Origin of the sequence: Streptomyces sp. NPDC006925, from assembly GCF_042869575.1 — a bacterium.
In the GTDB taxonomy this organism is placed as follows: Bacteria; Actinomycetota; Actinomycetes; order Streptomycetales; family Streptomycetaceae; genus Streptomyces.
Window position 1 is genome coordinate 249700 of sequence record NZ_JBIAGB010000001.1, and the last position, 12679, is coordinate 262378.

Here is a 12679-nt window from a genome sequence, read left to right on the forward strand (position 1 = left end):
GGCGGCGGCGGGTGTGTTCCGGCGCGCTGCCCGCGGCGGCCCGCGCACCGCCTCACTGTCCCGTGGCGGGCCCGCCGAATCCGGGGCTGTCGAAACCGGGGGACACGAAGCGGGGGCCGGCAGGGCCCCGGGATCCGGCCCCTTCCGATCCGGCGGGGGCGCCGGGCTCCGCGGCGTCGAGCAGGCGGTGGTGGAGGTAGGGCAGCACCGCGCGCTCCAGCAGCGCCGCGCGCCAGGCTGCGTGTGCCGCTTCCTCGGCGGCGGACCGGCGCGCCGGACCGGAGCGCCTGCGTGCGGTGACGGCGAGGCGGCCGAGGCCCAGCGAAGCCGTGACGGCCGCGACCCCCGCTCCGGCCCAGCCGGTCACCACCAGCGAGGCGCCTGCGGCCTGTTGCACGCCGACGAGCATCAGCAGATACCCGAGCACGAGGAAGATCACCGCTGCCGCTCCCGCGGTCAGGGGGACGAGGACGGCGAGCGCGGCCACCAGGTCGCCGCCCGGTCCCGCGGCAGCGCGGGGAGCCGCGTCGGGCGCTCCTTCCTGCGAGTTGCCCGCCGCCCTGGCCCGGCACCACTCGCGGTACTCGGCCGCTGCCTGCGCCCAGAGGTCGTCCACCGCCTCGTGCGCCCAGCCACGCAGCCGTTCCGCAGCCGCCGGGGGCGCGCCCCGCAGCGCCTCGCCGAGCGCACCGGACCGCAGGGCCTCTTCGACCACCCGCGTGTACTCGGCCCGTTCCTCGGGTCCGATGGGGGAACCCGTCCTCCCCGCGATCGGCGGCGCTCCCATTACTCTTCCTCTCGAAGTACCGACGGAGACCACGAAAATCTACAGACATGTAGAAGATACTGGGTGGGCGGCACCACGGCCACACCGCCGCCCGGAGGGCGATCCGTGCGGCAACTCCCCGGCAGGACCCACAGGGAGCAGCGGAAGGAGCGACACGTTGGTCGGCACAGACGGCACAGAGGAGACCGGCAGCACCGACGGCCCGGCGCGGGAGCCGGGGCGCCGACGCGGGCAGGGCGAACTGGAGGCCGTCGTCCTGGAGGCCCTGCACGGCGCCGGCGAACCGGTCACCGCCGCCTGGGTGCGGGAGCGGCTGGGCGGCGGCCTGGCGTACACCACGGTGGTCACCATCCTCACCCGGCTGCTGGCCAAAGAGGCGGTGACCCGGCGGAAATCCGGCCGCTCGTTCCTGTGGTCCCCCGCGGCCGACCCGGCGGGGCTGGCGGCCAACCGCATGCGGCAGGTGCTCGACGGGCAGAGCGACCGCGGAACCGTGCTGACCCGGTTCGTCTCCGGACTGTCCGACGACGACGAGCGGCTGCTGCGCCGCCTGCTGCGCCTGACCACCCGCGAGGGCACCCGTGCCCGCGGCGCGGAACCCGAGGGCGACTGAGCCGTGGGGTTCTTCGTCCTGCTCCCCCTGGTACTGCCGGTGACGTCCTGGCCCGCCGCCCGGCTCGCCGAGCGGCATCTCCACCCGCGCGCGGCGACCCGGCTGCTGACCGGACTCGGCGTGCTGCTGGCCCTGTGCAGCACCGTCTGTCTGGGGCTGCTGGTCGTGGTGGGAACGGCCCAGCTTCCGGGGAACCCGCTGCCCGACGCCTGGTCCGACCCCGAGGTGCGGGCTGCGGTCCCCTACGACGAGGCCCTGGGGCAGGTGTCGATCCCCGCGCTCGCGCTGCTGCTCGCGGCCGGCACAGCCACCCTGGTACGGCACGGACACACCAGGCGGCGGGCAAGGCAGGCGCTGCGGGGACTGCGCAGCTCGCCCGTCGCGATCCTCCCGGACAGTGCCCCCTACGCCTTCGCGCTGCCGGGCGGCCGCCGCACCCGGGCGCGCATCGTCGTCTCCACCGGGATGCTGGAGGCGCTGGAGCCGGCCGAGCGGCGCGCCCTCTTCGCCCACGAGCGCGCCCATCTGACGGCCCGCCATTCCCGCACCCTGCTGCTGGCCGAACTCGCGGCAGCCGCCCACCCCTTTCTCCGCCCGCTGCGCACCGCCGTCGCCTTCGGCGTAGAGCGCTGGGCGGACGAGGAAGCCGCGCGTGAGGTCGGTGACCGGGTGCTGACCGCCCGCGCCGTCGGCAAGGCCGGGCTCCTCACGCGGCGCAGCCCCGCGCCGACGGTGCCCGCCGCCGCGGGTGGCGGACCGGTGCCCCGGCGGGTACGGGCACTGCTGGCTCCTGCCCCGGCCACCGGGCTGCTGCCCGCGCGCGGGACGGGCGCCGGACTCGTCGCCGGGCTGGCCGCCTGGTTCGCCGCCGTGGGAGCCGCCACCTCCGCCCTCTCCTCGGCGAACGCCGCCATCGCGCTCGCCGTCATCCTGCACGCGGCCACTCCGCTGTGAGTGCCGGCCGGCACGCGCCGTCGGCCCGCGCCGCGGGAGCGTCCGACCCGGATCAGCCCGCTACCGCGCTCCCGTCGGCGGCGCGCTCCTCGGCGGCCCTGGGCCGCACCTGTGCGACCACGTGCTCGGCGAGGGTGTCCAGGACGGCGGCGGCCTCCTGCCCGCCGCCCAGCACCAGGTAGTTGAGCGTGAGCCCGTCGATCACCGAGGTCAGATAGCGCACCAGGGTCTCGGCCGGAACCAGGAGCACGAGGTCGAGCTCCCTGCACAGGTGGTCGATGAGCTGCCGGTTGGCGGCGGCGTACTGCCCGTACTGGCGCTCGGCCAGGTATTCGAAACCGGGTCGGCGCAGCGCGTACTGGGTCAACTCGTAGGTGAGCATGTGCTCGGCGGGATGGGCGCGCACGTGGTCCCAGTACGTGCGCAGCGCGGCGCCGACGCTCTCGCGCACGTCGCGGCCCGGCCTGAGGTGCTCGGCGACCGGGGTCACCGAGTGCGCGGTGATGGTGTGCATGACGGCCTCGACCAGTGCCTGCTTGGAGTCGAAGCAGTAGTGGAAGACGCTGAGCGAGACCCCGGCCTCCGCACAGATGGAACGCGTGGTCGTCTGCGCGACGCCGTCCCGGGTCATCACGCGGATCGCCGCCTCGACCAATTGCCTACGCCGCTGAGCCGACGGCAACCGTCCCATGGTCCCCTCCTCCTGAGGCCGGGTCCGGGCCCGTGGTGCCTCTCGTTCGGTTCGTGCCGGGCTCGCGTTCGCGGCGAGCCCGTGCACGGCCACCCTCGCCCCGGTACTGCTCCGCGACGCCGGCCGAGCCCCACGGGCCCGCGCACCGTACCCCGCACCTCGGCCGATCCGGTCCGGTCCGGTCCGGCGAAGGTCGCGGCCGCGACCGAATGCGGTGAAGACTCCGTGGACCCGGCGCGGAGGAACGGAGACGGATGGGCGCGGCAGGCGCCGAAGCGGCGCAGCCGTGTCGGGTTTTGACGTGTTCGCGCCGGAATTGCGCCGAGCGGGGGCGGACAGAGCACGACGTGAGGATCCGTCAGGCGCCGCTCCTGTTCAAGCGTCCGGGACGATTGACCTGATATTCCGGCGGCTGCATCCTTCCGGTCACGGGACGCGGGCGGCCCGGCCGCGGCCGACCCCGTCGAGCAGCGATCGCCTGAGGGGGCGTCAGATGCGAAAACGGTGGACCGGTCTGGTCACGGCAGCGTGTCTGGTGGTGACCGCGGCACCCTCGCTCGCGGTCGCCGCTCCGGCTGCCCCTGCATCGCACGAGCGGAGGGCCGCGGCGGCCGGGGAGGTGGCCGACTACTGCCGGGGGCAGTGCCACGACATCCTGCCGCCGGGCGAGAACGGCTCGGCCACCGCGGCCCAGATCATCCTGAACAAGATCACCGGTGCCAAACCGAAGCACACCGACGACCAGTTGGGCCCGTACGCAGATCTGGTGGACGAGTACGCCGGACTGACCAACGGAAAGCTCAGCACCTTCTTCAACGACGCCTCCTTCGGCGTCCCCGACGACCAGGTCGAGAGCCGGAAGCGGCCGGGCGGCCGCGACGACGTCACCATCACCCGCGACAAGTCCGGGATCCCCCACATCAAGGGGACGACCAGGTTCGGCACCGAGTACGGCGCCGGGTACGCGGCGGGCCAGGACCGGCTGTGGATGATGGACGTCTTCCGGCACATCGGCCGCGGCGAGCTGAGCTCCTTCGCCGGCGGAGCCGAGGGCAACCGGCAGCTGGAGCAGCAGTTCTACCTGGGCGGCGCCTACCGGGAGAGCGAACTGGCGGCGCAGGTGGACCGGGTGCGCGACTCGGGACCCCGTGGCGAACAGGCGTACAAGGACGTCACCGCCTACCTCGAGGGGCTCAACCGGTACATCAGCGACGCGAAGAAGGGGCTGTACTTCCCCGGCGAGTACGACCTGACCGGCAACGCCGACATCTTCACCGGCGACGGGATCGAGCCGTTCGAGACGACCGACCTGGTCGCCATCGGCACCGTCATCAGCGCGCTGTTCGGCTCGGGGGGCGGCAACCAGGTCGCCGCCGCGCTGGTCAAACAGGCGGCCGAGCGCAAGTACGGGAAGGAGGAGGGGGAGAAGGTCTACCGGGCCTTCCGCATGCAGAACGACCCCGAGGCCGACCTCACCCTCCACGACGGCCAGCGGTTCGACTACGCGGCCTCTCCGGAGAACCCCCGCGCGGTGGCCATGCCCGACCCGGGTTCGGTGAGCAGGCAGCAGGTGGTCTACGACCCCACCGGCTCGGCCGCCGACGGGCAGGCGGCGAAGCGGAAGTCCGGCACGGACGCGGTGGGCACCGGCGCGGCGGCCGAGTCGGCGCGGGAGCAATCGGCCACCTCCAACGCCAACCTCCGGCACAAGCCGGAGCTCGCCCAGGCCGAGGGCGCGATGTCGGACGGCGTGCTGCCGAAGGACCTCTTCGCCCGCAAGCACGGCATGTCGAACGCCCTGGTGGTGTCCGGCAAGCACACCGACACCGGCAACCCGGTGGCCGTCTTCGGCCCGCAGACCGGCTACTTCGCGCCCCAACTGCTGATGCTCCAGGAGATCCAGGGCCCCGGACTCAGCGCCCGCGGCGCGGCCTTCGCCGGGCTCAACCTGTATGTGCAGCTCGGCCGGGGGCAGGACTACGCCTGGAGTGCCACCTCGGCGAACCAGAACATGACCGACACCTACGCCGTTGACCTGTGCAACACCGACGGCAGCCCGGCGACGAAGGACTCCAGCGGGTACCTGTTCCACGGCACCTGCACTCCGATGGAGAAACTCGTCCGCAAGAACGCCTGGAGCCCGACCGTCGCCGACGGCACCAAGGCCGGCTCCTACAAGCTGGTGGCGCACCGGACGGCGTACGGGGTGGTCCGCTACCGCGCCACGATCGACGGCGACCCCGTCGCGTACACCACACTGCGCTCCACCTACCGGCACGAGGTGGACACGCTGATCGGCTTCCAGATGTTCAACGACCCGGAGGCGGTGACCGGCCCCGAGAGTTTCCAGGAGGCCGCCTCCAGGATCAGCTACACGTTCAACTGGTTCTACGCCGACGCCCGGCACACCGCCTACTACAACTCCGGCCTCAACCCGACGCGCAGCCCGGACGTGGACCCCAACCTGCCCATCAGGGCCGGTGAGAGCACCGAGTGGCGGGACTGGGACCCGGCGACCAACACCGTGCCCAACACGCCGGACGCGGAGCATCCGCAGGACATCGACCAGGACTACTACGAGTCCTGGAACAACAAGATCGCCAAGGGGTACACGGTGGCGGGATTCGGCGACGGCCCCGTCTACCGCAGCGATCTGCTCGACCGCCGGATCACGTCCCTGATCAGCGACGGCGGGAAGGTCTCGCGGGCCTCGCTGACCCGCGCCATGGAGGACGCGGCGGTCACCGACCTGCGCGGCGAGGCGGTGCTCCCCGAACTGCTGAAGGTCATCGACACCGAGAAGGTCACCGATCCGGAGCTGAAGGAGGCCGTCGACGGCCTGCGCGGCTGGCTGGAGGACGGGGCGCAGCGCAAGGAGACCGGGCCTGGCACCCGGACCTACGCGCACGCCGACGCGATCCGGACGATGGACGCCTGGTGGCCGCTGCTGGTCGAGGGCGAGTTCCGCCCGGGCCTGGGGGCGGGCCTCTACGGCGCGCTGACGGACGCCCTGCAGATCGACGAGACGCCCTCCACCCCGGGCGACGGTGTGGCGCACAAGGGCTCGTCCTTCCAGCACGGCTGGTGGTCCTACGTGCACAAGGACCTGCGCAAGGTGCTCGGCGAGCAGGTGCCGGGGGCCGCGCCGAAGACGTTCTGCGGCGCGGGCGACACGGCGCAGTGCCGGCACGTCCTGCTGAGCACGCTGGAGGAGGCCGCGGGCACCCCGGCGAAGAGCACGTACCCGGGTGACAACGTGTGCGAGGCAGGCGATCAGTGGTGCGCCGACGCCATCCAGCAGCGCCCCCTGGGGGGCATCACCGACGACCTGAGCAACTGGCAGAACCGCCCGACCTACCAGCAGGTGGTGCAGTTCCCGGCCCACCGGTGAGGTGACCGGAGAGGGGAAAGCGAGGGGGTACCGGCCCGGCCGGCGCCCCCTCGCCGGTGTGCGCGCCCGGCGGCACGGTCACTCGATGACGAGTTCCACCGGGATGTTGCCTCGGGTGGCGTTGGAGTAGGGGCAGACCTGGTGCGCCTGCTCGACCAGCGCGCGGCCCGTCTCGCGGTCGAGGCCGTCGGGCAGCTCGACCCGGAGGGTGACGGCGAGCGCGAAGCCTTCTCCCTGCTTCCCGATGGTGACCTCGCCGGTGACGGCGGCCTCGGAGACGTCGGCCTTCGCCTGGCGGCCGACGACGCCGAGGGCGCCGGCGAAGCACGCGGCGTATCCGGCGGCGAAGAGCTGTTCGGGGTTGGTGCCCTGGCCGTCGCCGCCCATCTCCCGCGGCGGGGCGAGCTGGAGGTCCAGCCGGCCGTCCGAGGCGACGGCGCGTCCCTCCCGGCCGTGCGTGGCGGTGGCGACTGCGGTGTAGAGCGCGTCCATGGAAAGACCATCCCTCTCGACGATGTGCGGCGGTGCGGCCGCTTCGGCCACCCGCGAGCACAATCGAAGCACACAATTAAATTGTGCACAACCAAACTCTTCGGGCCGGTAGGCTGGGGCCATGAACCAGGTGCCGACACCCCCGGACGCGGTGGAGGAGGACTTCCTCCGGCTGGACCGCCAGCTCTGCTTCTCCCTCAACGCAGCGTCCCGCGCGTTCGGCAGCGTCTACCGGGTCCTGCTCAAGGAGCTCGGCCTCACCTATCCGCAGTACCTGGCGATGCTCGTGCTCTGGGAGCACGGCGAGATCTCGGTGCGGGACCTGGGCGCACGCCTGCGGCTCGACTCCGGCACCCTCTCCCCCCTTCTCAAGCGGCTGGAGGCGGCCGGACTCGTCCGGCGCGAGCGCTCCGCACAGGACGAGCGCTCGGTCCGGGTGTACCTCACCGAGGACGGCGGACAGCTGCGCGAGCGCGCCCTGCGCATCCCGCGCCGGATCGCCGCGGCAGCGGGCTTCGACGCGGCGGAGGCAGCCGAGCTGCGCACCCGCCTCGACCGGCTCACCCGGGCCCTGGACGCGGCCGCCGAGGACGAGGCGGCCCTGCTGGACGACGCGTCCGGCGCCCGCCCGGCCGCGGGCTGAGGCCGCGGCCCGGCTGGCCGGAGCCGTCCGCGCTCGGCATCATGAGTACATGATCTTCATCGCCGTACGTTTCACCGTCCGCCCCGAGTACACCGAGGAGTGGCTCTCACTGGTGGGCCCCTTCACGGAGGCCACCCGCGCCGAGCCGGGCAACCTCTTCTTCGACTGGTCCCACGACGTCGAGGAGCCGCACCGGTTCACGCTGCTGGAGGCCTTCACCGACGACGCGGCCGCAGCCGCACACGTCGGGTCCGACCACTTCGCGGCAGGGCTGGAGACGATGTCCGCGGCGATCTCCCGGACGCCCGAGATCATCAACGTGACCGTTCCCGACCAGCAGGGCTGGGGCGCCATGGCGGAGCTGGCACCCAGGCCGTGACGCGCCGTGTCCCGGCCCCCGCGGGGGCCGGGACGGTGGGCACGCCGGGAGCAGCGCGCGGATCCGCCTCCGGCGGAGCAGGGCGTGAGGCCCGCCGGATCAGTGGTGGAAGCCGGTCGCCTTCTGCTCGTCACGCTCCAAGGGCCCCGGCTGCCGTCGCAGCTCGGGCAGGGACCGCTCCAGCGAGTCGAGCAGCAGGTCCGCCAGGTCGGCGGTGAAGCCGTTGCGGCAGACCACGCGCAGCACCGAGAGGTCCTGCCGGTTCGCCGGGAAGGTGTAGGCGGGCACCAGCCAGCCGTGCTCGCGCAGCCGCCGGGAGACGTCGAAGACGTTGTAGGCGGTGACATCGGACGTCGTGGTGAAGGCGAACACCGGCAGTTGGTCGCCCCACGTGAGCATCCGGAAGTCGCCGAGCGCGGCGATCCGCTCGGCCAGGCTGCGGGCCACGTCCCGGGCGGCCTGCTGCACCGCGCGGAAGCCGGTCCGGCCCAGCCGGAGGAAGGTGTAGTACTGCGCCGCGACCTGCGCGCCGGGCCGCGAGAAGTTCAGCGCGAACGTGGGCATCTCGCCCCCGAGGTAGTTGACCCGGAAGACCAGTTCCTCGGGGAGGCTCTCCGCGTCGCGCCACAGGGCCCAGCCCACCCCGGGGTACACCAGCCCGTACTTGTGCCCGGAAGTGTTGATGGAGGCCACCCGCTCCAGCCGGAAGTCCCACACCAGCCCGGGGTCGAGGAACGGCGCGACCATGGCGCCGGACGCCCCGTCGACGTGGACGGGCACGTCGAGCCCGGTCCGCTCCTGGAGCGCGTCCAGCGCCGCGCACAGCTCCTCGACGGGTTCGTAGGAGCCGTCGAAGGTGGAGCCCAGGATGCCCACGACCCCGATGGTGTTCTCGTCGCAGAGTTCGGCGGCGCGCTGCGGGTCGAGGTGGAAGCGCTCCCCCTCCATGGGCACCACGCGCGGCTCCACCTCCCAGAAGTTGCAGAACTTCTCCCAGCACACCTGCACGTTCACGCCCATGACGAGGTTGGGCCGGGCGCCGGTGCGGAACCGGTCGGCGTTGCGCCGGGTCCAGCGGCGTTTGAGGGCCAGTCCCGCCAGCATGCAGGCTTCGCTGGACCCGGTCGTGGAGCAGCCCACCGCACGCTGCGGGTCCGGGGCGTGCCACAGGTCGGCGAGCATCGCCACGCAGCGGCGCTCCAGTTCGGCCGTGCGCGGGTACTCGTCCTTGTCGATCATGTTCTTGGCGCTGCACTCCGCCATCAGCGCCTCGGCCCGCGGCTCCATCCACGTAGTGACGAAGGTCGCCAGGTTCAGCCGGGCGTTGCCGTCCAGCATCAGCTCGTCCCGCACCAGTTCGTAGGTGGTCTCGGACGGCATCGGCCCGTCGGGCAGCCGGTTCACCGGGGGCACCGTCTCCATCGTCTCGGCGGGGTCGGCCACCGCGTGGAAGGGGTTGACCGACAGCGTCTCGCGCCGCGGGTCGGCACGGCGATCCGCACCATGATGGACAGCCACAGGACTCCCTTCGCCGGACGCCACTGGAGGGGAAGACGGACCGGCCGGGTTCGCCTGCCGGTCCGTATTCGAGCGCATGCGGAGGCCCGATTTCCAGCACGCCGGGCGTGTCAGCGCCGGAAAGCTCCGAGTGGTCGAGGAGGTGCGACCGGCACGGCCCAACCCGCACCCCGCCGGGGCATACCGCTCGTCCGGGGGCTGGGGACGGCCGCCGTCCTCAGGGGGCCCGGTCCCCGCGCTCCTGCTCCTGCTCCAGCAGCGCGTCCAGATCCCCGAGCCGCTCCAGTCCGCGGACCGGCTGCGCCATCCGCGCGTTGTGCGCGAACGCGTCCCGGTGCCGGTGCAGGAAGGACCAGTACCCGGCGGTATAGGGGCAGGCGCGGTCGCCCACCCGCACGTCGGGCCGGTAGGCGCAGCCCCCGCACAGATCGCTCATCCGGTTCACGTAGGCGCCGCCCGAGGTGTAGGGCTTGGTGGTCATCCGGCCGCCGTCCGCGTACTGCGACATTCCCACGACGTTGGGCAGCATGACCCAGTCGTAGCCGTCGACGAAGCTGCGGTGGAACCAGTCGGTGACCGCGGCCGGGTTCCAGCCGCGCTGGAGCGCGTAGGAGCCCAGCACCATCAGCCGGGGGATGTGGTGGGTCCAGCCGGTGTCGCGGACCTGGGCCAGCACCGTGTGCAGGCAGCGGGCCTCGACGGCGTCCGCGTCCAGCGCGCTGAACCACTCGGGCAGCGGGGCCCGGTGCCGCAGCCGGTTGGCACGCCGGTAGCCCTCGCCGAAGTACCAGTACAGCTGCCAGACGTACTCGCGCCACCCGCAGATCTGCCGGACGAACCCCTCGACACTGTTGAGCGGGGCCTTCCCGGCACGGTAGGCCCGCTCGGCCCTCTCCAGCACCTCCCAGGGGTCCAGCAGCCCGAGGTTGAGCGAGGAGGACAGCAGGCTGTGGCTGAGCACCGGATCGGCCGCGAGCATGGCGTCCTCGTACGGCCCGAAGGTGGGCAGCCGGTCCGCGAGGAAGCGGCGCAGCGCGGCGAGCGCCTCGCGGCGGGTGGCGGGGAAGCGGCGCGGCCCGTCGCGGCCGACGAAGCGGACCTCCCCCGCGCGCTCCCAGGTGTCGAGGTCGTGGCGCACCTCGTCGTCGATCTCGTCCTCGCGGGGTCGGTAGGGCGCCGGCACCGGAAGCGTCGCACGGTCCCCGGGCGGGGGTTCGCGATTGTCGCTGTCCAGGTTCCACCGGCCGCCCACCGGCTGGTCGCCGTCCATCAGCAGGTCGTGGTCGCGGCGGACCCACCGGTAGAAGCCCTCCTGGCGGAGCCGGGCGCCCGCGTGCCCGTCCGCCCAGGCGCGGAAGGAATCCTGGTCGACCAGGAAGCCGCGGGCGGGCAGGACGGTGACCTGCGGCAGGCTCTGTACGAGCCGGAGCGCGGCGCGCGAGGTGGGGTGGTGGACCGTGGCGCTCCGGTCGTCCAGTGCGGTGCGCAGCCCCTCGCGGTAGGTTTCGGCGCGCACATAGGTGACCCGGTCACCGAGTTCGGCGGCGCGGTGGCGCATCGCGGACAGCAGCAGGTGCGCCTTGGCCCGGTGGAAGGGCCGGCGCCGGAACACCGCCCGGGACTCGATCATGACCAGCGGCGCGTTCCCGGCGGGTCCGTCCGGGCCGGGAGTCAGGAAGTGCGGGCCGAGCTGGTCGCCGAAGAGCCAGTGGGCGCGGGGAGAGGTGCGCACGGGGGAATCAGCTCCGGTTCACTTGCCGCGCGCCCGCAGGAAGCGGCCGGAGGCCGCGGCGAGGTCGGCGATCCGCTCGGGATAGTCCAGAGCCGCGCGCTGCTGATCGTCCAGTTTCCACGGTTCGTGGATCGTACGGCCGGGGAGCTGCGCCAGTTCCGGTACCCAGCGGCGTACGTAGTCGCCGTGCGGGTCGTACTTCCTCGCCTGGGTGATCGGGTTGAGTACGCGGTTGGGGCGGGTGTCGGTGCCGGTGCCGGCCACCCACTGCCAGTTCATCTGGTTGTTGGCCATGTCCCCGTCGACCAGCAGGTCGAGGAAGTGGCGGGCACCGACGCGCCAGTCGATGTACAGGGTCTTGGTGAGGAAGCTGCCGACCAGCAACCGGCCCCGGTTGTGCATCCAGCCCTCGTGGCGCAGTTGGCGCAGGGCGGCGTCGATCACCGGGAACCCGGTGGCGCCCTGCTTCCAGGCGGCGACCTCCTCCGGTGCCTCCTCCTCGGTGCGCCAGCGGTCCCGGTGCGAGCGGTACTCGGCGTGCCCGGACCGCGGCCGGGCGCAGAGCACCTGGTGGTGGAAGTCCCGCCAGGCGAGCTGCCGCACGAACGCGTCGGCGCCGGGGCCGCCCTTCTCCCGGGCTCTGGCGACGAGTTCGACGGGTGAGAGGGTGCCGAAGTGCAGGTGCGGGGACAGCCGCGAGGTGGCGTCTCCGGCCAGGTCGTCGTGCTGTTCCTCGTAGGAGTCCATGCCGGAGCGGCGCCAGTCGGTGAACCGCTTGCGGCCCGCGGTCTCGCCGCCCGCCGGGACACCGGGCGAGACCTCCCGCACCACTGCTCTGGCCGGGATCTCCTCCCCGTGGATGTCCTCGAGCCCGGGGACGCGCCGGGGCGCGCCCAGGACAGCGCGCTGATGGTCCCTCTCCCAGCGCCGGAAGTACGGGGTGAAGACCGCCATGTGGTCCTTCCCGGCGGGTGTGATCTCCCCCGGGGCCACGGCCGTGATCGCCCGGTCGTGCACCCGCAGCCTCCGGCCCGCCGACTCCAGGGCCGCCGCCAGCCGCTCCTCCCGCCGGCCGGCGTAGGCGCTGACGTCGGCGGCCATGTGGACCTCGGCGGCACCGGCCTCGTGCGCGACCCGGCACACCTGCTCGACGACGTCCCCGCTGCGCACCACGAGCCGGGAGCCCCGCTCCCGCAACTGCCGGTCGAGGTCGGCCAGGCAGTCCGCGAGGAACGCGCGCCGGTTGGGCACGGCGAACCCGGCCGCGCTGATGGCGTCGTCCCGGACGAAGAGCGGGACCACCGCATCACCGGCGACGAGGGCTTCCCGCAGCGGCGGGTTGTCGCGCAGACGGAGGTCGCGGGTGAAGAGCACGACGGAGACGGCCATGTACTGCTCCTGCATCGATGATGGGGCCGGATGTCCCCGCAGGGTGTCGACCGCCTCCCGGTCGACACCCTGCGGAGATCCGGCGGCCCA

At 72.9% G+C, this 12679-nt stretch carries 11 protein-coding genes; 5 read left to right on the top strand and 6 right to left on the bottom strand.

Features of this window, described 5'->3' with window-relative positions; genetic code table 11:
• Positions 1-52: 52 nt before the first annotated feature.
• Positions 53-787: a hypothetical protein gene (locus tag ACFYNS_RS01165; RefSeq protein WP_388599928.1), complete on the bottom strand. Its 735-nt coding sequence runs from the start codon at positions 785-787 to the stop codon at positions 53-55.
• A gap of 157 nt (positions 788-944) precedes the next feature.
• Here ACFYNS_RS01165 and ACFYNS_RS01170 point away from each other — a divergent pair, with 157 nt between their 5' ends.
• Complete coding sequence (locus ACFYNS_RS01170) at positions 945-1400, top strand: BlaI/MecI/CopY family transcriptional regulator (protein WP_360297664.1); 456 nt, start codon at positions 945-947, stop codon at positions 1398-1400.
• Positions 1401-1403: 3 nt separating this feature from the next.
• On the top strand, positions 1404-2354 hold the full coding sequence (locus tag ACFYNS_RS01175) for a M56 family metallopeptidase (RefSeq protein WP_360297666.1): 951 nt from the start codon (positions 1404-1406) through the stop codon (positions 2352-2354).
• Positions 2355-2406: 52 nt separating this feature from the next.
• Here the strand turns inward: ACFYNS_RS01175 and ACFYNS_RS01180 are convergent, their stop codons facing one another.
• Positions 2407-3045, bottom strand: a complete 639-nt coding sequence (locus ACFYNS_RS01180) for a TetR/AcrR family transcriptional regulator (protein WP_360297669.1) — start codon at positions 3043-3045, stop codon at positions 2407-2409.
• 493 nt (positions 3046-3538) lie between these two features.
• On the opposite strand from ACFYNS_RS01180, the gene ACFYNS_RS01185 reads away from it, so the two are divergent.
• Positions 3539-6436: a penicillin acylase family protein gene (locus ACFYNS_RS01185; RefSeq protein WP_388599933.1), complete on the top strand. Its 2898-nt coding sequence runs from the start codon at positions 3539-3541 to the stop codon at positions 6434-6436.
• Positions 6437-6514: 78 nt separating this feature from the next.
• On the opposite strand, the gene ACFYNS_RS01190 is transcribed toward ACFYNS_RS01185, so the two are convergent.
• The gene (locus ACFYNS_RS01190) at positions 6515-6928 is read right to left on the bottom strand and encodes an organic hydroperoxide resistance protein (RefSeq protein WP_074999530.1); all 414 of its coding nucleotides are present in this window, start codon (positions 6926-6928) and stop codon (positions 6515-6517) included.
• Positions 6929-7049: 121 nt separating this feature from the next.
• Between ACFYNS_RS01190 and ACFYNS_RS01195 the strand changes: the two genes are divergently transcribed.
• Together ACFYNS_RS01195 and ACFYNS_RS01200 are read left to right on the top strand one after the other, a co-directional pair.
• On the top strand, positions 7050-7571 hold the full coding sequence (locus tag ACFYNS_RS01195) for a MarR family transcriptional regulator (protein ID WP_360297676.1): 522 nt from the start codon (positions 7050-7052) through the stop codon (positions 7569-7571).
• A 49-nt stretch (positions 7572-7620) separates the two neighbouring features.
• Entirely contained in the window at positions 7621-7950 is a 330-nt protein-coding gene (locus ACFYNS_RS01200; protein ID WP_360297678.1) for a putative quinol monooxygenase, read from the top strand.
• Positions 7951-8049: 99 nt separating this feature from the next.
• On the opposite strand, the gene ACFYNS_RS01205 is transcribed toward ACFYNS_RS01200, so the two are convergent.
• The 3 genes from ACFYNS_RS01205 to ACFYNS_RS01215 form a co-directional block, all read right to left on the bottom strand.
• Positions 8050-9468 carry a glutamate decarboxylase gene (locus ACFYNS_RS01205; protein WP_360297681.1) on the bottom strand — a complete coding sequence of 473 codons (1419 nt, stop codon included), beginning with the start codon at positions 9466-9468 and terminating at the stop codon, positions 8050-8052.
• A 217-nt stretch (positions 9469-9685) separates the two neighbouring features.
• Positions 9686-11200 (bottom strand): cryptochrome/photolyase family protein, encoded by a 1515-nt coding sequence (locus ACFYNS_RS01210; protein WP_360297684.1) that lies wholly within the window; start codon positions 11198-11200, stop codon positions 9686-9688.
• Positions 11201-11218: 18 nt separating this feature from the next.
• Positions 11219-12589 (bottom strand): cryptochrome/photolyase family protein, encoded by a 1371-nt coding sequence (locus ACFYNS_RS01215; RefSeq protein ID WP_388599940.1) that lies wholly within the window; start codon positions 12587-12589, stop codon positions 11219-11221.
• Between the last annotated feature and the right edge of the window lie 90 nt (positions 12590-12679).

Excerpts from the sequence above, each read along its gene's own strand:
- ACFYNS_RS01165 (WP_388599928.1), bottom strand. The coding sequence starts at position 787 with ATGGGAGCGCCGCCGATCGCGGGGAGGACGGGTTCCCCCATCGGACCC.
- ACFYNS_RS01180 (WP_360297669.1), bottom strand. The coding sequence starts at position 3,045 with ATGGGACGGTTGCCGTCGGCTCAGCGGCGTAGGCAATTGGTCGAGGCG.
- ACFYNS_RS01185 (WP_388599933.1), top strand. The coding sequence starts at position 3,539 with ATGCGAAAACGGTGGACCGGTCTGGTCACGGCAGCGTGTCTGGTGGTG.
- ACFYNS_RS01190 (WP_074999530.1), bottom strand. The coding sequence starts at position 6,928 with ATGGACGCGCTCTACACCGCAGTCGCCACCGCCACGCACGGCCGGGAG.
- ACFYNS_RS01195 (WP_360297676.1), top strand. The coding sequence starts at position 7,050 with ATGAACCAGGTGCCGACACCCCCGGACGCGGTGGAGGAGGACTTCCTC.
- ACFYNS_RS01200 (WP_360297678.1), top strand. The coding sequence starts at position 7,621 with ATGATCTTCATCGCCGTACGTTTCACCGTCCGCCCCGAGTACACCGAG.
- ACFYNS_RS01215 (WP_388599940.1), bottom strand. The coding sequence starts at position 12,589 with ATGGCCGTCTCCGTCGTGCTCTTCACCCGCGACCTCCGTCTGCGCGAC.